This is a genomic window from Thioalkalivibrio sp. ALE31 (assembly GCF_000377405.1).
GTDB lineage: Bacteria > Pseudomonadota > Gammaproteobacteria > Ectothiorhodospirales > Ectothiorhodospiraceae > Thioalkalivibrio.
Window position 1 is genome coordinate 1 of sequence record NZ_KB905031.1, and the last position, 16,370, is coordinate 16,370.

The following is a 16,370-nucleotide window of genomic DNA, read 5'->3' on the forward strand; positions in this document are numbered from 1 at the left end:
CTCCCGCGAAAACCCTCTCCGCTCGGCGCGACGACAACGGGGGGCTCAAGGTCAAGACAACGGCTGTCCCGACGGTCTTGCCAGTGGATGAAGGCTAGGTCTTCGCACATCTTGGGCACGCTCGGCCTTCGGCCATAGCGTGCCGCGCCCGCGGTGCGGGCGCCGGGGGGTTCAGGCGGCAGGGCCGTTGTCGTGTCGTGGCGTTGGGATGCCTTCTGTTTTGACCTTCCCCTCCCGTATGGAGCCCCTTGCGGAAGGGTCCTCGGGCCGGAAGAAGGCGCTGGATGTCTGAGCGAAGCGCAGCGTAGCGAGTTCAGCGCCGCCGGCCCGAGGGCCCTGGAGCAAGGTTCCCGGGCGAAATCCGGGTGCCCTTCTTTGGGTCCTTTCTTGGGCAAGCAAGAAAGGACCTCGCGGCGCGCTGGCGAGTCAGCGCTCGGCAGTACGTGGACCGAAGGCACGTAAACACCGGAGGACGAACCAGGCCCAGCCACATCATGGCAGGCGGCCGGACGAAGCCATCGCAATCACCGGGGCTCGAAGCGCCAGCGCCAGCCTCGGGGCACGGGATGATGGCCCAGAGGCTGGAACGGCAGGGCGGGTCAGGCGGTTTCGAGGCCCTGGGCCTGGAGGTCGGCGTGGTAGGACGAGCGGACCATCGGGCCGCTGGCCACCTGCTTGAAGCCCATCTCGCGGGCACGTTCGCCCAGCTCGTCGAACTCCTCCGGCGACAGGAAGCGCGTCACCGGCAGATGGTGGCGCGACGGCTGCAGGTACTGGCCGAGGGTCAGCATGTCGCAGCCATGCTCGCGCAGGTCCTGCAGGACCTCCAGCAACTCCTCGCGGGTCTCGCCCAGCCCCAGCATGAGGCCGGACTTGGTCGGCACGCCGGGGTGCTGTTCGCGGAACTGCCGGAGCAGGTCCAGCGACCAGGCATAGTCGGCGCCGGGGCGCGCCTCGCGATACAGGCGCGGAACGGTCTCCAGGTTGTGGTTGAAGACGTCCGGAGGGGCCTGGTGCATGATCTCCAGCGCGCGGTCCATGCGCCCGCGGAAGTCCGGCACCAGGATCTCGATCCGGGTGTTCGGGTTCAGGCTGCGCACCTCGCGGATGCAGTCCACGAAGTGCCCGGCCCCGCCGTCGCGCAGGTCGTCGCGGTCCACCGAGGTGATGACCACGTAGTTGAGGCCCAGCGCCTGGATGGTCTCGGCCAGATGGCGCGGCTCGTCGGCATCCAGTGCCTCCGGGCGGCCGTGGGCCACATCGCAGAACGGGCAGCGACGGGTGCAGATGTCGCCCATGATCATGAAGGTGGCGGTGCCGTGGGCGAAGCATTCGCCCAGGTTGGGGCAACTGGCCTCTTCGCAGACGGTGTGCAGCTTCTGTTCGCGCAGGATGCCCTTGATGCGCTGCACCTCGGGGCGGGCCTGACTCTGGGCACGAATCCACTTGGGCTTGCGCTGCGGGCGCTCGGTGGGATTGATCTTGACCGGGATGCGCGCGACTTTGTCGGCGGCGCGCTGTTTTTCTCCGGGCTGGGGGCGGGTGCGTGTGTCCATGGACCTTCCCTGAATCTCTCGGGCGGCCGGTGTGTGGGCGGCCGACGTGGGGCGACTGGGCGGTACCGGGTCAGGCAACCTGACGAATCAGTTCCTCGACCTCCTGCCGCGCGGTCTCGATCGCGGGCAGGCTGCCATCCTCGTCGAGGATGAAGCCGAGCCGTTCCACGGCCCGCAGATCGGCGAGCGGGATGCGGTCGGCAAGCGGGTCGTCCTCGGCATCTCGCGGGCACGCGGCGCGTGCGATCCGCACGATGTCCGTCAGGACAGGGGCCTCGGGGTTCTCCGGGCCGCCGGAATCGCGAATGGCGTCAATGATATCGGATGACAGATCCCATTGCTGGGCAACCAGTTCGCCGATCAGGCCTTCGAGACGAAACAACACCCGTTCGACCTCTTCCGGCGTGCGCTCCGGGTGGGTGCGGGCGACCTCGGCGATCACCGGCAGGGCGCCCACCCGGTGCAGCAGTCCAGCCAGCAGGGCGGTCTGCGGATCGACTGCCTCGCACTGGTCGGCGAGCACGCAGCTGATGGCCGCGATGCGCGCGGAGCGGCGCCACAGACGTTCGAGGAGGTCGTGGTAGGGGCTGTCGCGATGGATGAAGACCTGGTGCATGGCCAGGGCCATCACCAGTTGGCGGGTGCGTTCGAGCCCCAGCCGGGCCACGGCATCCTGCAGGCGTGACACCTCGCGGCGGCTGCCCATGGCCGGGCTGTTGGCCACGCTCAACAGGCGCCCCGCCACGCTCGGATCTTCCTCGATGATGCGGGTGGCCTCGGCAATGGAGACGTCCGGATCTTTCAGGGCCTGCTGCAGGTGCAGCGCCACCTCGGGGAGCTGGGGCAGGGCCAGCTCGCCCGAGTAGGCATGCGTGTAGATGCTGCCGAACAGCTCGCCCTCGAGGTCGGACAGCTCGATCTCGCTGACCTCGACGCTGTCCTGCCCGCCGCCGTCGACCAGGGTCTCGTAGACCTTGCGGTCCAGCATCGCCAGGGTGGCGCGGGTCGCGGCGATCGCATGGCTGTGATAGTCGTGGGGTTCGAACAGCGGGTTGAGGGCCTCGCTGGAGTCCCCGTTGAGCATGACCGAGTTGCGCCCGCTGGCCAGGATCATCCGCCCCTCCAGCAGGAAGATCATGCTGCGGAATTCGTCGCGCGCATGCAGCTTGAACCCCGGATCCACCGTCATGGTGCGGGCATGCTGCAACAGCTTGTCGCGGGCGCGCTCGCTCAGTTCGGCGAACGGGCGCAGCTGTGGAAGGCGTTTTTCGATCACGGGGGTTCAGACGTTGAACATCGCGCGGAGTTCGGCCAGGTCCTCGGCGCGTTCCTCGAGGAACGCGATCGGTTCCCCCGGCGCCGGCGGCTCGATCCCGAGGACGCCGAAGGCGGCGACCTCGGCCGCATCGGGCACGGTTTCGCCCTCGGCGCGTCGGGCGGCCCATTCCGCGACCAGCGCGATGCTGGCGTAATCCGGTTCGCCGGCGCGATAGCCCCAGTCCCCGGCATGCTCCGCGACCGTGACCAGGTCGCCCCCGAGGTCCCAGTAGTTGATCACCAGGACACCGGCGAGGTTGCGCAGGCGCCGGACCAGCGACTGCACGCGCTCGGTGTCGGGGTGGTCCTCGCGCAGCTCCACGAACTGGATGATCGGGACCGCGCCGATCCCGGCGACCAGCCCGGCCAGCAGGGCGCGTTCGCGGTCCAGCAGCTGGAGCGAATCCGCGATCAGGTAGCTGTAGGCGGATTGCAGGGCGCCATGCTTCCAGCTGGCTTCCATGGCGTCGCGGGTGGAAGCGTGCTTGGCCTTGAACGCCTGGCGCAGCGCCATGTTCATCGCCAGCATGCGGGTGTTGCGAAAACCGAGGCGATTGACCGCGTCCCGCACGGACTGGATCTGTTTGGCGGCGCGGAACAGCGGGCTGTTGGTCGCGTGCAGCAACGCCCCGGCGATGGTGCCGTCACGCTGGATGACCTCGGTCAGCTTGTCGAGGTCGGCGTCCGGGTCGTTGGTCAGTTCCTGAATACGCAGCGCGATCTCCGGCATGGTCGGCAACTCCAGCCGGTTGCTGGTGATCAGGTCGTAGAGCTCGCCGAAGAAAGCACCTTCGGTATCGTCCAGGTCGGTGTCATGCACGACCAGCGAAGCGCTGTGGGCCTTTTCGAGGGCCGCGGTCGGGATCTCCAGCATCTGGCAGGTCTTCTCGGTGATCAGGAAGTCCTGCTGGCCGATGTTCTGGTCGAACATCTGCAGCGGGCTGTCGGGGTCGGCCGCATCCAGGGTGATACGCGCCGGGCTGCCGCCGCTGACGCGGACCAGCTGGCCGCTTACCAGGAACAGGTAGCGGTCCTCGACCTCCTGCGGGCGCAGGCGCCGACCGGCGTCCAGCTCCCGTGCCAGGCAGGCCGAGGCGAGTTCGCTGCGGGCCTGGTCCGACAGGCCGGAGGTGAGGTCCAGGTCCTGAAGCAGGGTGTCGATGCTGGTGCTATCCATGGGGCGGTTCCCGGTCCGTGCTGTGCCAATCCATTCCCGCGTCGCGACGCCGCAGGAAGGGCAGCGGGGCGGGCGCGCGTGCGCGATCTAGTCAATGGACGCCAGTGTAGCATCCGATCCCGCCACAGGAACCGCCGCCGCGGCCCCGCGGCAGGCGAAGCGCGGCCGGTCGTCGTGGTCGATCAGGTCGTGGGATTGCAGGAAGCGGCGCGCGTCGGCGGCATCCTCGCAAAACCATGCGGCGGTGCTGCCCAGGCGGAAGCTGTAGCCCCAGGTGTCCATGTCCCGCATCAGCCGCTCGCGGCCGACGCCGGGCAGCTCGTCGGCCAGCAGGATCTGCAGGTAGCAGACACCGCATTCCTCGAGGTCGTCGCCGCCGGCATTGGTGTGCAGGGTGGCACGCCGCGTGGCGTCCATGCAGATCACGTGTCCGGCCTCGTGCAGGGCCGAGTGGATCGGGGTGTCGGGGCGCACGTGGACCTCCAGGCCGATAATCCCGGCCTCGGGTTCGCCCCACCAGGTGCCGGGCAGCGGGGCCCGGGCCGGGTGTGTCACCAGACGCAGGCCGTAGCGCGCCAGCAGGTCCGCGAGGGCCTCCCGCAGGCCGGGGTCGCCGCAGGTCTGGATCGCGGAGGGGCTCATGCGTCTGGCCGACCGGGCAGGGCGCTGCTGTGCTTGCGGCTGCGCCGGGGGCACTCCTCGGGATGCTCGCGGCACCAGGCGTCGACGCGCTCGGCGAGGTCATCCTGAAAGCACAGCAGGTAGAACCGGGCCTGTTCGCGGTTGACAATGGCCGGGCGTCCCAGGGTGTCGACTACCCCGGTGCGCAGGGCCGCGATGATCGCGTTGGCGGCCTTCTTCTGTGGCCAGGTGGTGATCTGCTCCCAGGCCTCGGGGGTGAAGTACAGGCGCAGCAGGTCGGGGCGGGTGGTCAGCAGCATGCGCGTGACGTTGCGCAGCGTGGTCTCCGCCTCGCCCCAGTCCTGGACCAGTCCGCCTTCCAGCAGGCGCTCGATCTCCTCGCGGCCCTTGGGTGACAGCATGGGCGGATGCGGTACGCCTCAGGCGTCCGGTGCGTCCTCTGGCGTGAAGGCGCGGATGGACAGCGCGTGCACCTCGCCGGAGTCGATCTGATCGCGCACGGTGGCGTAGACGGTCTGGTGCTTCTTGACCGCGTTCATGCCGGCGAACTGCGGGCTGACGACCAGGGCCTCGAATTTGCCCTCGCCCCCGGTGACCTCGACCTTCTGGGCCTTCGGCAGGCCGGCGCGGATGAGTTCGGCCACTTGGCTGGCTTCCATGATGAGTCCCCTTGCGTGCGTGCGTGTGATGAGTGCGAATGTCAGCCGCGGATGATAGCCGGGCGTCTGGCCCGACATGAAGTGCCCCCACACGGGGAACTCCAACCCGGAGTGGGGTTCCCATCGGAACACCTGCATGGAAAGTCGGGGTGGTTTGGTCCGACCCGAACCGGCTCGCTAGCATCAGGCCATCATCGACCGGCCCGCCGGGCCACGGAGGCAAAGACCATGATCTTCAAGCAACTGTTCGAGGACGAGTCGTCCACCTATACCTATCTGCTCAGCTGCCCGGATACCGGGAAGACGGCCCTGATCGACCCGGTCATCGAGACCGTCGACCGCGATCTGCGCGTGCTGCAGGAGATGGGCCTGAGTCTCGACTACGTGATCGAGACCCATATCCATGCCGATCACATCACCGGTGCGCGGATGCTGCGCGAGAAGACCGGCTGCAAGCTGGGCGGTCCGGCGATGGACGAACTGCCCTGCCGGGATTTCGGCCTGCGCGAGGGTGAGCCCTTCCAGGTGGGCAACCTGGTGATCAACCCGCTGTACACCCCGGGTCACACGGATGCGCACCATGCCTATCTGATGGATCACGTCGGCCTGAAGATGCTGTTCTCCGGTGATGCCCTGCTGATCGAAGCCTGCGGCCGCACGGACTTTCAGTCGGGGGATGCCAAGACCCTGTACCACTCGATCCAGGACAAGTTCTTCACCCTGCCGGACGAGACCCTGGTGTACCCCGCGCACGACTACGAGGAGCGCCAGATCACCACCATTGGTCAGGAGAAGATGCGCAACCCGCGCCTGGGCAAGGGCAAGCCGGAGGCCGAGTTCGTGAAGATCATGGACGAGATGGACCTGCCGTATCCGAAGAAGATCGACTGGGCGCTGCCCGGCAACGAGGGCTGCGGCATCTGTCCGGATAACCTGCCGGACGAGAAGAAGCGCCTCTGCGAGACCGATCAGCAGGGTTAGTCCGATCCCTTCCGGTGGCCCCGCCAGGAGCCACCGGTTCCGAATGTTCATCCGGTGGGCGGTTTTTACCGCCTGCCGGACCCCGTACACTCCCGCGATGACCGACCACACTCCCGCTGACGCGCCGGGCTCGCTCGCGTCGCCGAACCCGCTGGAACGTCTGCGCGCGATCATGGCGCGGTTGCGCGATCCCGAGGCCGGTTGTGCCTGGGACCGGGCGCAGACTGCGGGCAGTATCGTCCCGTTCACCCTGGAAGAGGCCTATGAGCTGGCCGACGTGATCGCCCGCGACCAGGGCGCGCATGCGGACACCCGGGAGCTGCGTGACGAGCTGGGGGATCTGCTGTTCCAGGTGGTCTTCCAGGCGCGTATCGCCGAGGAGGCCGGTCGCTTCGATCTGGATGATGTCGCCCGCGCGATTGGCGACAAGCTGGTGCGCCGGCATCCGCACGTGTTCGCCGATGTCGAGCACGGCTCGGATGCCGAGCGCGAGGCCGCCTGGGAGGCGGACAAGGCGCGCGAGCGTGCGGCGCGCGCCCAGACCAGCGCGATGGACGATATCCCGCTGGCGTTGCCGGCCCTGTCGCGCGCGGTGAAGAGTCAGCGCCGCGCCGCGCGCCTGGGTTTCGACTGGGACGACCCGGCCCCGGTGGTCGCCAAGATTCACGAGGAGCTGGCCGAGGTGCAGGTGGCGGTGGACCAGGGCGAGCCGCCGGCGCGCATCGCCGAGGAGGTCGGCGACGTGTTGTTCGCGGTCAGCAACTGGGCGCGGCATCTGGGGGTGGACCCGGAGGGCGCGCTGCGCGGCAGCACGCGCAAGTTCGAGGCCCGTTTCCGCCAGATGGAGGCGCTGGCCGCGGCCAGCGGCGAGACCCTGGCCGGGCTCGATTTCGACCGCCAGGAGACCCTTTACCAGGAGGCGCGGCGTCTTGAACGCGCGACCCGGGACACATTCGATACCAAGGACCCGACATGACCGAAGCCGTTGAGCTGCCCGACCACTTTCTGCCCGCCCGGATCGAGACCATCGAGCAGGTTACCCCGCTGATCAAGGTATTCACCCTGGCGGCGGACCCGCAGCGGTTTTCCAGCAAGGCCGGCCAGTGGCTGGACCTGGTGATCCCGCAGGCGGAGGGCAAGCCCTTCGTCGGGGGGTACTCGGTGGTTTCCGCGCCGCGCGCGGACGGGCGACTGCAGCTGGCCATCAAGTACGCGGATCATCATGCGGCGACCCATTACCTGCACACGGAGGCCGGCGAGGGCGACACGGTGTACATCACGCCGGGGCAGGGCAGCTTCTTCTTCGAGCCCGGCATGGCGCAGAACGTGGTGCTGCTGGGGGCGGGCATCGGGGTCACGCCCCTGTTCGGCATCCTGCGCGCGATCCATGCCGGGATGCCGGACGTCTATGCCCACCTGGTCTACAGCGTGGCCCACCAGGACGAGGTGCTGTTCCCGCAGGAGCTGGAGGCAATGGCCGCGGCACCGAACATCGACGTCAGCCTGACGGTCACGCGCGAGGCGGAGGACTGGCTGGGGCATACCGGCCGCATCAGTCATGCGTTGCTGGAGTCGCTGGACCTGCCGCGCGATGCGCTGTTCTATTTCTGCGGGTCGCGCGAGTTCATCGAGGACATGGCCACCCTGCTGGCGGAATGGGGCATCCCCGAGGCCCAGCTGAAATACGAGAAGTGGTGGTAGTGAGCCAGGCGGCGGTCTGAATTGGTCATTGCGAGTCGCCGCAGGCGACGAAGCACAAAAGCAGCGAAGCTGCGTTGAACGGCCGCAGGCCGGCCCGAAGGGCGAGCGGAGCGAGTAATCTCCCAACGCTGGCAGTGCGCCGGGATCAGGTGGCTGAGCACATCGATTGCCACGTCGCCTGTGGCGCCTCGCAATGACGGGGTGGCTTACGGGCGGCGGGTGTCGCGCGGGCGCAGGGCGTTGTCGGGGGCGAGGATCGTGGGCTGTCCGTCCAGTGCCGGATCGGTGTCGGGGTAGTCGCGGATATAGTGCAGGCCGCGGCTCTCCTGGCGCGACAGCGCGCTCTTCACGATGATCTCGGCGACCATGGCCAGGTTGCGCAGCTCCAGCAGGTCCGGGGAGATGCGGAAGTGGCTGTAGTACTCGTGGATCTCCTCCTGCAGGATGCGGATGCGCCGCTCGGCGCGGTGCAGCCGTTCGCGGGCGCGCACGATGCCCACGTAGTCCCACATCAGGCGGCGCAGTTCGTCCCAGTCGTGGGCCACCACCACCTCTTCCTGTGACTCGGTGACCCGGGACTCGTCCCAGGCCGGTGGGACCGGGAGCTGCTCGGGGGCGGGCAGATCGGTCTGCGACAGGATGTGATCGGCCGCGGCACGGGCGTAGACCAGGCACTCCAGCAGCGAGTTGCTGGCCATGCGGTTGGCCCCGTGCAGCCCCGTGTAGGACACCTCGCCGGCGGCGTACAGCCCGGGCAGGTCGGTCTGACCGAAGTGGTTCACCATCACGCCGCCACAGGTGTAGTGGGCAGCCGGGACAACCGGCAGCGATTCCCGGGTCATGTCGAAGCCGAATTCCAGGCAGCGCTCGTAGATCGTGGGGAAATGCTCGCGAATGAACTCGGCCGGCTTGTGGCTGATGTCGAGGTTCACGTGGTCGATGCCGAGGCGTTTCATCTCGTGATCGACCGCGCGGGCGACGATATCCCGCGGGGCCAGTTCCGCGCGCTCGTCGAAGCGCGGCATGAAGCGCTCGCCGTCGGGCAGGAGCAGCACCCCGCCCTCGCCGCGCACCGCCTCGGAGATCAGGAACGACTTCGCCTTCGGGTGGAACAGGCAGGTCGGGTGGAACTGCATGAACTCCATGTTCGCGATGCGACAGCCGGCGCGCCAGGCCATGGCGATGCCGTCGCCGGTCGCGCCGTCCGGGTTGGAGCTGTACAGATAGACCTTGCTGGCCCCGCCGGTGGCCAGGATCACGGTCGGCGCCAGCAGGGTCTCCACCTCGCGGGTCTTCGCGTCCTGCACGTAGGCGCCGATCACGCGGCGGCTGCCATCCACCGGCTGGGTGATCAGGTCCACCGCCACATGGCGTTCGAAGACCTCGATGCTGCCCTGGCCCGAGGCGTTGCGCACCAGTGCCTCCTCGATCGCGCGGCCGGTGGCATCGGCGGCATGCGCCACGCGGCGCGCGCTGTGCCCGCCCTCGCGGGTGAGGTGCAGGCGGCTGCGGCCTTCCAGGGGTTCCCGGGTGAACGGCACGCCCAGGTTGAGCAGCCAGTGGATGGCCTCGGGGCCCGCCGCCACGGTGCGGCGCACGGCGTCCGGGTCGCACAGGCCGGCACCGGCGTCCAGGGTGTCCTGGATATGGGCGTCAAAGGAGTCGGTGCGGTCGAGTACTGCGGAGATGCCGCCCTGGGCATAGCGGGTGGAACCCTCGTCGACCGGACCCTTGCTGATCACGGTGACGCGTCGATGCGGGGCCAGATGCAGGGCCGCGGAGAGCCCCGCCGCGCCGCTTCCGATCACGAGGACGTCCGCCAGGCGCGGTTGTTGTACTGTCCCCATGGGTCAGGTAACGTGCTGCGCTTGTTGCCAGAGCAAAATGTGGCCCTTGCGCAACAGTGTTGTGCGCAAAGCGAACTTAATGCGAGTCAGGCGGTCCATGCACCATAGATTACCGGAGACCGGTGTGCTGGCGGGAGTCCCCGCATGAGCGAGAAGGCTTCCGACGAGGCCCTGGTCAAGCGAGTTCAGAACGGCGACAAGGCGGCTTTCGACATCCTGGTGCTGAAGTATCAGCACAAGATCGTCAACCTGGTCGGGCGCTATGTCCATGACCACGCGGCGGCCCTGGATGTGTCCCAGGAGGCCTTTATCAAGGCCTACAAGGGGCTGGCGAACTTTCGCGGCGAGAGTGCGTTCTATACGTGGCTCTACCGCATCGCCATCAACACGGCCAAGAACCACCTTGTCTCCCAGGGACGGCGTCGGCCCGAGGCCGAGGTCGATGCGCAGGACGCGGAACAGATGGGCGGCGACTCCGCCCTGAAGGACAGTGCAACCCCGGAGGGGGAGCTGTTGTCCGAAGAGATTGAAGGGGCGGTGCGTAGCACCATCGAGGAATTGCCCGACGACCTTCGGATGGCCATCACGCTGCGCGAGATCGAGGGACTGAGTTACGAGGAGATCGCGCAGACGATGGGATGCCCGATCGGCACGGTCCGCTCGCGCATCTTCCGGGCCCGCGAGGCCATCGACCGGACCTTGCGTCCGTTGCTAGACAACAACTGAACGAGTAGCGCCATGAAAGAACAAGTCTCCAAGAACGAACGTCTGTCGGCCCTGGTGGACGGAGAAACGGATGACTTCGAGACGCGTCGCCTGATGGACGAACTGGTGCGGTCCGAGGAGGACCGGGCCCGCTGGGAACGCTATCACCTGATCGGCGACAGTCTGCGCGGGGGGATGCGTCGCACCGCACCCGCGAGCTTCATGGACGGCGTCCAGGCGGCCCTGGCCGAAGAGGCCCCGCTGTCGGTCGCGCGCAAGCCGGATCAGCCGCGCTGGCTGAAGCCGGTGGCCGGTACTGGCGTCGCCGCCGCGGTCGCGATGGTCACCCTGGTCGGGATGCAGATGATCGGCCCCGACTCGGGTGCGCCGGAGGCGACGCCGGTCGCCAGCGAGGGCGCGCCGGCGCAGCTGGCCGACGGTATCCAGCGGGTCAGCACCACGGGTTCCGAGGCGCCGGCCACCGAGCCGGAAGGCCTGGATCCGCGCTTTGCCCGATACCTCGAAAACCATGCGGAACTGATGGGGCCGGGGTCCACCGCCCTGGGTCGTGTTCGCTTTTCGGTGAGTGACGAGTAACGCGTGATGCGCCGCAGCCTCGCGTACGCCCTGGTTGCCGCTACCGCGCTTTGTTGTCTGCCTTTGCCGGTCCTGGCGGGGGAGGCATCCCCCGCCGACTGGTTGCAGCGTATGACCGGCAGTCTGCACTCGGAGAGTTACCAGGGGACCTTCGTGCTCCAGCGCGACGACCGGCTGGACGCCATCCGCGTGGTGCATGCCGCCGAGAACGGTGGCTACCGTGAACGTCTGGAGACCCTGACCGGCGCCCCGCGCGAGATCCTGCGTTCGGTCGACCGGCTGAGTGCCCTGAAGGGTGCCCGGGCGGCGGCGGGTGAGCCCCCGCACGGCCCGGCCGGTGCGCCGGTGTTCCTACTTGAGCGCCATGATTACTATGAACTGAAGGACATGGGCGCGGACCGGGTGGCCGGTCTCGAATGCCGCATGATCCTGGCGCGGGCGCGCGATACCTTGCGCTACAGTCATCGCTACTGCCTGCACACGGAGACCGCGCTCCCGCTGCTGAGCGAGCTGTACGACGGGCATGGCCATCTGCTGGAACGTCTCGCGTTCACCAGTCTCGAGCGCCTGGAGGAGGTCGCCGAGGGTGCTCTCGAGCCCACGCAGGAAGACGCGGAGCGGGTCGAAGTGCGGGCCGATCGTGGCCACAAAAAGCCCGAATGGGACGAACAGACGGGCATGGACGGCTGGCACTTCGATGCGCTGCCGGACGGTTTTACCGCGATCGCCGCGACCGAACGTCCGGTCGGGGATGGCGAGGCCCGTCTGCGCCACTTCGTGCTGAGCGACGGCCTTGCCTCGGTTTCGGTGTATATCGAAAAGACCAGTGGCGAGCGAATGTTCGAGGGCACGACCCGCGCGGGCGCCACGCACGGCGCGGCCCGCTCGATTGCCGGGCACCAGGTAACCGCGGTGGGCGACGTCCCGCGGGCCACGGTTCAGGGTGTGCTGGATGCGATCGTGTACCACTCCGGTGAATGATCCCTCGCGGGGCGCAGCATGAGTGAATGGATCCGCGAACGGGGCATTGTGCTGTCGGTGGAGGGCTATGCGGCGCGCGTGCGCATTGAGCGCCAGTCGACCTGCGGCAGTTGTTCGGCCCGTTCGGGCTGCGGCAGCGGGGTGCTCTCCGAGGTTCTCGGCCGCAAGGCGGTGGAGGTGACCGTCGGGCATCCTGGAACGCTGCAGCCCGGGGATACCGTGACCCTGGGGATCCGTGACCAGGCCCTGGTCTCAGGGGCCCTTGCAATGTACCTGCTGCCACTGGCCGGGCTGGTGGCGGCGCCCGGCCTGATGATGCTGGTCGCGCCCGGGCTGGGCGAGGGAATACACCTGCTCGCCGGCGCCCTGGGCTTTGCCGCCGGCCTGTATGCGGTACGCGTCTGGCTGCGCCGTCGGGCGCCGGATCTGGCGCCGGTGCTGCTGGAGCGTCATCCGGCCTCGGGGGTGCATGGCTCCGCCGGCTCCGTGCTCACGCCGCGACCCTGAGGGTCTGTGTGCGCCCGCGGGAACTTGCGGGTGGGTGCGGCTTTCTAGAGCGTTGAACCTTCGACTTCCCAATGCGGATCAGATGATGATGAAACCGATGCAATGGGCACTGGTGGCCCTGACCTTTCTCGCCCTGTCGCTGCCGGCCTCGGCGCGCATGCTGCCGGACTTCGTGCCGCTGGCGGAGGAACACAGCCCGGCGGTGGTGAACATCGCCACCACCCGCGAGCGCGAGAATCCGCATCGCGGCCAGATGCCGGACTTCGAGGGCACGCCCTTCGAGGACCTGTTCGAGCGTTTCTTTGGCGGTCCGGGCGGCTCGGGCGAGCGCGCCCCGGAGAGCTTCGAACGCAACTCGCTGGGTTCCGGCTTCATCTACACCGAGGATGGCTACATCATCACCGCGAACCATGTGGTGGACGGAGCCTCGGAGGTCGTCGTCCATCTGTCCGACCGGCGCGTGTTCGACGCCGAGATCGTCGGCAAGGACCCGCAGAGTGACGTGGCCCTGCTGAAGATCGACGCCGAGGACCTGCCGACCCTGAAGCTGGGTTCTTCGTCCGACCTGAAGGTCGGCGAATGGGTGCTGGCGATCGGTTCGCCGTTCGGCTTCGATCACTCCGTCACCGCCGGCATCGTCAGCGCCAAGGGGCGCAACCTGCCGACCGAGAACTACGTCCCGTTCATCCAGACCGACGTGGCGATCAATCCGGGCAACTCGGGCGGGCCGCTTCTGAATCTGGATGGCGAGGTCATTGGCATCAATGCCCAGATCTACAGCCGCACGGGCGGCTTCATGGGCCTGTCCTTCGCCGTGCCCATCGAGATGGTGGAGGACGTGGTGCAGCAGCTGCGGGAACACGGCGAGGTGACGCGCGGCTGGCTGGGCGTGCTGATCCAGGAGGTCACGCGCGAGCTGGCCGACTCCTTCGGCATGGACAAGCCCACTGGCGCCCTGGTCGCGCGAGTGCAGGCCGACAGCCCGGCGCAGAAGGCCGGCTTCGAGACCGGTGACGTGATCCTGTCGTTCAACGGCATCGAGGTGCCCAACTCCTCCGCTCTGCCGCCGATCGTCGGGCGCACGCCGGTGGGCACCGAGGCCGAGGTGGAAGTGCGCCGCGGTGAAGAGACCCGCACCATCACGGTCGAGATCGAGCGCCTGCCAGACGACATCTCGGCCCAGCGTGGCGGGCCACAGCGGCAGACGCCGGAGCGGACCGAGCCGCAGAGCCTGCTGGGGATGGTCCTGGAGCCGCTGGAGGCCGAACGCGCCGCGGAGCTGGACGTGGACGCCGGCGTGGTCGTGCGGGAGGTCGTCGACAACCCGGCGCGTTCCGCCGGCCTGCGCCCCGGCGATGTGATCGTGCAGTTCGGCGGCCATGCCATCGACTCGGCGGAGACGCTGGAGCAGCAGATCGCCGAGGTTGGCGACCGGCGGACGGTGCCGGTCCTGGTGTATCGCGGCGACAACCCGACCTACATCGCCCTGCGCATCCCGCGGGACTGAGACCGCCTTCGGGGCGCACGCCCCGGGGCCGCCATGGAGCAAGGGAGGGCTGTCGGCCCGGCGGCAGCCCTCCCGATCGTTTGCGGATGACCGAACTGACGCTTTATCACCGCGAGAGCTGCGGTCTCTGCCATGACATGCTGGCCGAGATCATGGCCCTCAAAAGCCGTTATACTTTCGCGCTTACGGTCGTCGACATCGACGAGGACCCGGAGCTGCAGGCGCGTTTCAACGTCAAGGTCCCGGTGCTTGCGGTCGACGGCGACATTCTCTGCTGCCATTTCCTCGACCGAAAGGCACTGCTGGACCAACTGGCCCCTGCATGACCGAAACCCGCCTCACCCGCAATTTCTCCATCATCGCGCATATCGACCACGGCAAGTCCACGCTGGCGGACCGCCTGATCCAGGGCTGTCATGGCCTGACCGAACGCGAGATGTCCGAGCAGGTGCTGGACTCGATGGATCTGGAGCGCGAGCGCGGGATCACCATCAAGGCGCAGAGCGTCTCGCTGTACTACGACGCCCAGGACGGTGAGCGCTATCAGCTCAATCTCATCGACACCCCGGGGCATGTGGATTTCTCCTACGAGGTCTCGCGCTCGCTGTACGCCTGCGAGGGTGCGTTGCTGGTGGTGGATGCCTCGCAGGGCGTCGAGGCGCAGAGCGTCGCCAACTGCTACACCGCGATCGATCAGGGGCTCGAGGTCGTCCCGGTGCTGAACAAGATCGACCTGCCCGCCGCCGAGCCAGACCGGGTGGCCGCGGAGATCGAGGACGTGATCGGTATCGAGGCCACGGATGCCCTGCGCGTCTCCGCCAAGACCGGCGAGGGCATCGCCGAGCTGCTGGAGGAGATCGTGCGCCGGATCCCGCCACCGGAGGGCGATGCCGAGGCCGCGCCCAAGGCGCTGGTGATCGACTCCTGGTACGACAACTACCTGGGCGTGGTGGCGCTGGTGCGGGTCAAGGCCGGACGCTTCTACGCGGGCCAGAAGATCAAGGCGATGTCGGTGGGGCGGGCGCACGAGGTCAGCCGGGTCGGCGTATTCACGCCCAAGCCGGTGGACCGCAAGACGCTGGAGGTTGGCGAGGTCGGCTATCTGATCGCGACCATCAAGGACATCTCCGGGGCCAAGGTGGGCGACACCTTCACCGATTTCAACAACCCGGCGGACGAGCCGGTACCGGGCTTCCAGGAGATCCAGCCGCGGGTATTCGCCGGGCTGTTCCCGGTCAGTGCGGACGACTTCAACGACCTGCGCGAGGCGCTGGACAAGCTGCGCCTGAACGATGCGGCGCTGTCGTTCGAGCCGGAGACCTCGCAGGCGCTCGGGTTCGGCTTTCGCTGCGGCTTCCTCGGCATGCTGCACATGGAGATCGTGCAGGAGCGCCTGGAGCGGGAATACGACCTGGACCTGATCACCACCGCGCCCACCGTGGTCTACGAGGTGGAGCGCAACGACGGCGAGGTGGTCTCGGTGCACAACCCCTCCGAGCTGCCGGCGAACAACGAGGTGGCCGAGATCCGCGAGCCGATCATCGAGGCGAATATCCTGGTCCCGCAGGAGTATGTAGGGGCGGTGATCACTCTGTGTGTCGAGAAGCGCGGTGTGCAGACGAAGATGCAGTACCTCGGGCGCCAGGTGCAGCTGTCCTACGAGCTGCCGATGTCCGAGGTGATGCTCGACTTCTTCGATCGCCTGAAGTCCGCGACCCGCGGCTATGCCTCGTTCGACTACCAGCCGCTGCGCTTCCAGGCGGCGCCGCTGGTGCGCGTGGACATCCTGATCAATGGCGACCGCGTGGATTCGCTGTCGGCCATCGTGCATCGCGACCATGCGGAGTCGCGCGGGCGCGAGATCATCGAGCGCATGGCCAAGATCATCCCGCGTCAGATGTACGAGGTGGCGATCCAGGCGGCGATCGGTTCCAAGATTATCGCGCGCGCCACGGTCAAGGCGATGCGCAAGAACGTGCTGGCCAAGTGCTACGGCGGCGACGTAACCCGCAAGCGCAAGCTCCTGGAGAAACAGAAGGCCGGCAAGAAGCGCATGAAGTCGATCGGCAAGGTGGATGTGCCGCAGGAGGCCTTCCTGGCGGTGCTGTCGGTGGACGACGACAAGAAGTGACAATCAGGCCTGCGGCCCGGAAGGGCCGTCGGGCACTCCCCGGCGGGCCGGGAACAGAGGAC

At 67.8% G+C, this 16,370-nt stretch carries 17 protein-coding genes; 10 read left to right on the forward strand and 7 right to left on the reverse strand.

Going from position 1 to position 16,370, the window contains the following annotated elements; translation table 11 throughout:
• Window positions 1-599: 599 nt before the first annotated feature.
• From lipA to D103_RS0112835, 6 genes are all read right to left on the reverse strand, one after another.
• Complete coding sequence (gene lipA / locus D103_RS0112810; protein WP_018877067.1) at window positions 600-1,556, reverse strand: lipoyl synthase; 957 nt, start codon at window positions 1,554-1,556, stop codon at window positions 600-602.
• Between the two features lie 70 nt (window positions 1,557-1,626).
• Window positions 1,627-2,832, reverse strand: coding sequence for an HDOD domain-containing protein (locus D103_RS0112815; protein WP_018877068.1), 1,206 nt, complete (start codon window positions 2,830-2,832; stop codon window positions 1,627-1,629).
• 6 nt (window positions 2,833-2,838) lie between these two features.
• Window positions 2,839-4,050 carry an HDOD domain-containing protein gene (locus tag D103_RS0112820; RefSeq protein ID WP_018877069.1) on the reverse strand — a complete coding sequence of 404 codons (1,212 nt, stop codon included), beginning with the start codon at window positions 4,048-4,050 and terminating at the stop codon, window positions 2,839-2,841.
• 87 nt (window positions 4,051-4,137) lie between these two features.
• Window positions 4,138-4,692: a hypothetical protein gene (locus D103_RS0112825; RefSeq protein WP_018877070.1), complete on the reverse strand. Its 555-nt coding sequence runs from the start codon at window positions 4,690-4,692 to the stop codon at window positions 4,138-4,140.
• On the reverse strand, window positions 4,689-5,093 hold the full coding sequence (locus D103_RS0112830) for a hypothetical protein (RefSeq protein WP_018877071.1): 405 nt from the start codon (window positions 5,091-5,093) through the stop codon (window positions 4,689-4,691). Before D103_RS0112830 ends, D103_RS0112825 begins: the two co-directional genes overlap by 4 nt.
• A gap of 18 nt (window positions 5,094-5,111) precedes the next feature.
• Window positions 5,112-5,351, reverse strand: coding sequence for a BolA family protein (locus D103_RS0112835; RefSeq protein ID WP_018877072.1), 240 nt, complete (start codon window positions 5,349-5,351; stop codon window positions 5,112-5,114).
• A gap of 228 nt (window positions 5,352-5,579) precedes the next feature.
• Between D103_RS0112835 and D103_RS0112840 the strand changes: the two genes are divergently transcribed.
• From D103_RS0112840 to D103_RS0112850, 3 genes are read left to right on the forward strand one after another with little or no spacing between them, the layout of a single operon-like run.
• Entirely contained in the window at window positions 5,580-6,332 is a 753-nt protein-coding gene (locus D103_RS0112840) for an MBL fold metallo-hydrolase (RefSeq protein WP_018867214.1), read from the forward strand.
• A gap of 43 nt (window positions 6,333-6,375) precedes the next feature.
• A complete protein-coding gene (mazG, locus tag D103_RS0112845; RefSeq protein ID WP_018877073.1) occupies window positions 6,376-7,308 on the forward strand; it encodes a nucleoside triphosphate pyrophosphohydrolase in 933 nt (310 codons plus the stop codon).
• On the forward strand, window positions 7,305-8,033 hold the full coding sequence (locus tag D103_RS0112850; protein ID WP_018867216.1) for a ferredoxin--NADP reductase: 729 nt from the start codon (window positions 7,305-7,307) through the stop codon (window positions 8,031-8,033). The genes mazG and D103_RS0112850 overlap by 4 nt, the downstream gene beginning before the upstream one ends.
• A 206-nt stretch (window positions 8,034-8,239) precedes the next feature.
• Here D103_RS0112850 and nadB read toward each other — a convergent pair whose 3' ends face one another.
• Window positions 8,240-9,880, reverse strand: a complete 1,641-nt coding sequence (gene nadB / locus D103_RS0112855) for an L-aspartate oxidase (protein WP_019592816.1) — start codon at window positions 9,878-9,880, stop codon at window positions 8,240-8,242.
• A gap of 144 nt (window positions 9,881-10,024) precedes the next feature.
• Between nadB and rpoE the strand changes: the two genes are divergently transcribed.
• The 7 genes from rpoE to lepA all read left to right on the forward strand — a co-directional run bounded on the left by rpoE (window position 10,025) and on the right by lepA (window position 16,308).
• On the forward strand, window positions 10,025-10,606 hold the full coding sequence (rpoE, locus tag D103_RS0112860) for an RNA polymerase sigma factor RpoE (protein WP_018867218.1): 582 nt from the start codon (window positions 10,025-10,027) through the stop codon (window positions 10,604-10,606).
• A gap of 12 nt (window positions 10,607-10,618) precedes the next feature.
• Window positions 10,619-11,182 carry a sigma-E factor negative regulatory protein gene (locus D103_RS0112865; RefSeq protein WP_018867219.1) on the forward strand — a complete coding sequence of 188 codons (564 nt, stop codon included), beginning with the start codon at window positions 10,619-10,621 and terminating at the stop codon, window positions 11,180-11,182.
• 6 nt (window positions 11,183-11,188) lie between these two features.
• Complete coding sequence (locus tag D103_RS0112870) at window positions 11,189-12,163, forward strand: MucB/RseB C-terminal domain-containing protein (protein ID WP_081618414.1); 975 nt, start codon at window positions 11,189-11,191, stop codon at window positions 12,161-12,163.
• A gap of 18 nt (window positions 12,164-12,181) precedes the next feature.
• Window positions 12,182-12,670 (forward strand): SoxR reducing system RseC family protein, encoded by a 489-nt coding sequence (locus tag D103_RS0112875; RefSeq protein WP_018877076.1) that lies wholly within the window; start codon window positions 12,182-12,184, stop codon window positions 12,668-12,670.
• Window positions 12,671-12,752: 82 nt separating this feature from the next.
• Window positions 12,753-14,177 (forward strand): DegQ family serine endoprotease, encoded by a 1,425-nt coding sequence (locus D103_RS0112880; RefSeq protein ID WP_018877077.1) that lies wholly within the window; start codon window positions 12,753-12,755, stop codon window positions 14,175-14,177.
• 86 nt (window positions 14,178-14,263) lie between these two features.
• Window positions 14,264-14,503 (forward strand): glutaredoxin family protein, encoded by a 240-nt coding sequence (locus tag D103_RS0112885; RefSeq protein ID WP_017940958.1) that lies wholly within the window; start codon window positions 14,264-14,266, stop codon window positions 14,501-14,503.
• On the forward strand, window positions 14,500-16,308 hold the full coding sequence (lepA, locus tag D103_RS0112890; protein ID WP_018867223.1) for a translation elongation factor 4: 1,809 nt from the start codon (window positions 14,500-14,502) through the stop codon (window positions 16,306-16,308). The genes D103_RS0112885 and lepA overlap by 4 nt, the downstream gene beginning before the upstream one ends.
• Window positions 16,309-16,370: the final 62 nt, after the last annotated feature.

Excerpts from the sequence above, each read along its gene's own strand:
- D103_RS0112840 (WP_018867214.1), top strand. The coding sequence starts at position 5,580 with ATGATCTTCAAGCAACTGTTCGAGGACGAGTCGTCCACCTATACCTAT.
- D103_RS0112875 (WP_018877076.1), top strand. The coding sequence starts at position 12,182 with ATGAGTGAATGGATCCGCGAACGGGGCATTGTGCTGTCGGTGGAGGGC.
- D103_RS0112870 (WP_081618414.1), top strand. The coding sequence starts at position 11,189 with ATGCGCCGCAGCCTCGCGTACGCCCTGGTTGCCGCTACCGCGCTTTGT.
- D103_RS0112820 (WP_018877069.1), bottom strand. The coding sequence starts at position 4,050 with ATGGATAGCACCAGCATCGACACCCTGCTTCAGGACCTGGACCTCACC.
- nadB (WP_019592816.1), bottom strand. The coding sequence starts at position 9,880 with ATGGGGACAGTACAACAACCGCGCCTGGCGGACGTCCTCGTGATCGGA.
- D103_RS0112880 (WP_018877077.1), top strand. The coding sequence starts at position 12,753 with ATGATGATGAAACCGATGCAATGGGCACTGGTGGCCCTGACCTTTCTC.
- D103_RS0112830 (WP_018877071.1), bottom strand. The coding sequence starts at position 5,093 with ATGCTGTCACCCAAGGGCCGCGAGGAGATCGAGCGCCTGCTGGAAGGC.
- lepA (WP_018867223.1), top strand. The coding sequence starts at position 14,500 with ATGACCGAAACCCGCCTCACCCGCAATTTCTCCATCATCGCGCATATC.
- D103_RS0112825 (WP_018877070.1), bottom strand. The coding sequence starts at position 4,692 with ATGAGCCCCTCCGCGATCCAGACCTGCGGCGACCCCGGCCTGCGGGAG.
- mazG (WP_018877073.1), top strand. The coding sequence starts at position 6,376 with ATGTTCATCCGGTGGGCGGTTTTTACCGCCTGCCGGACCCCGTACACT.
- D103_RS0112850 (WP_018867216.1), top strand. The coding sequence starts at position 7,305 with ATGACCGAAGCCGTTGAGCTGCCCGACCACTTTCTGCCCGCCCGGATC.
- D103_RS0112885 (WP_017940958.1), top strand. The coding sequence starts at position 14,264 with ATGACCGAACTGACGCTTTATCACCGCGAGAGCTGCGGTCTCTGCCAT.
- lipA (WP_018877067.1), bottom strand. The coding sequence starts at position 1,556 with ATGGACACACGCACCCGCCCCCAGCCCGGAGAAAAACAGCGCGCCGCC.
- rpoE (WP_018867218.1), top strand. The coding sequence starts at position 10,025 with ATGAGCGAGAAGGCTTCCGACGAGGCCCTGGTCAAGCGAGTTCAGAAC.
- D103_RS0112835 (WP_018877072.1), bottom strand. The coding sequence starts at position 5,351 with ATGGAAGCCAGCCAAGTGGCCGAACTCATCCGCGCCGGCCTGCCGAAG.
- D103_RS0112865 (WP_018867219.1), top strand. The coding sequence starts at position 10,619 with ATGAAAGAACAAGTCTCCAAGAACGAACGTCTGTCGGCCCTGGTGGAC.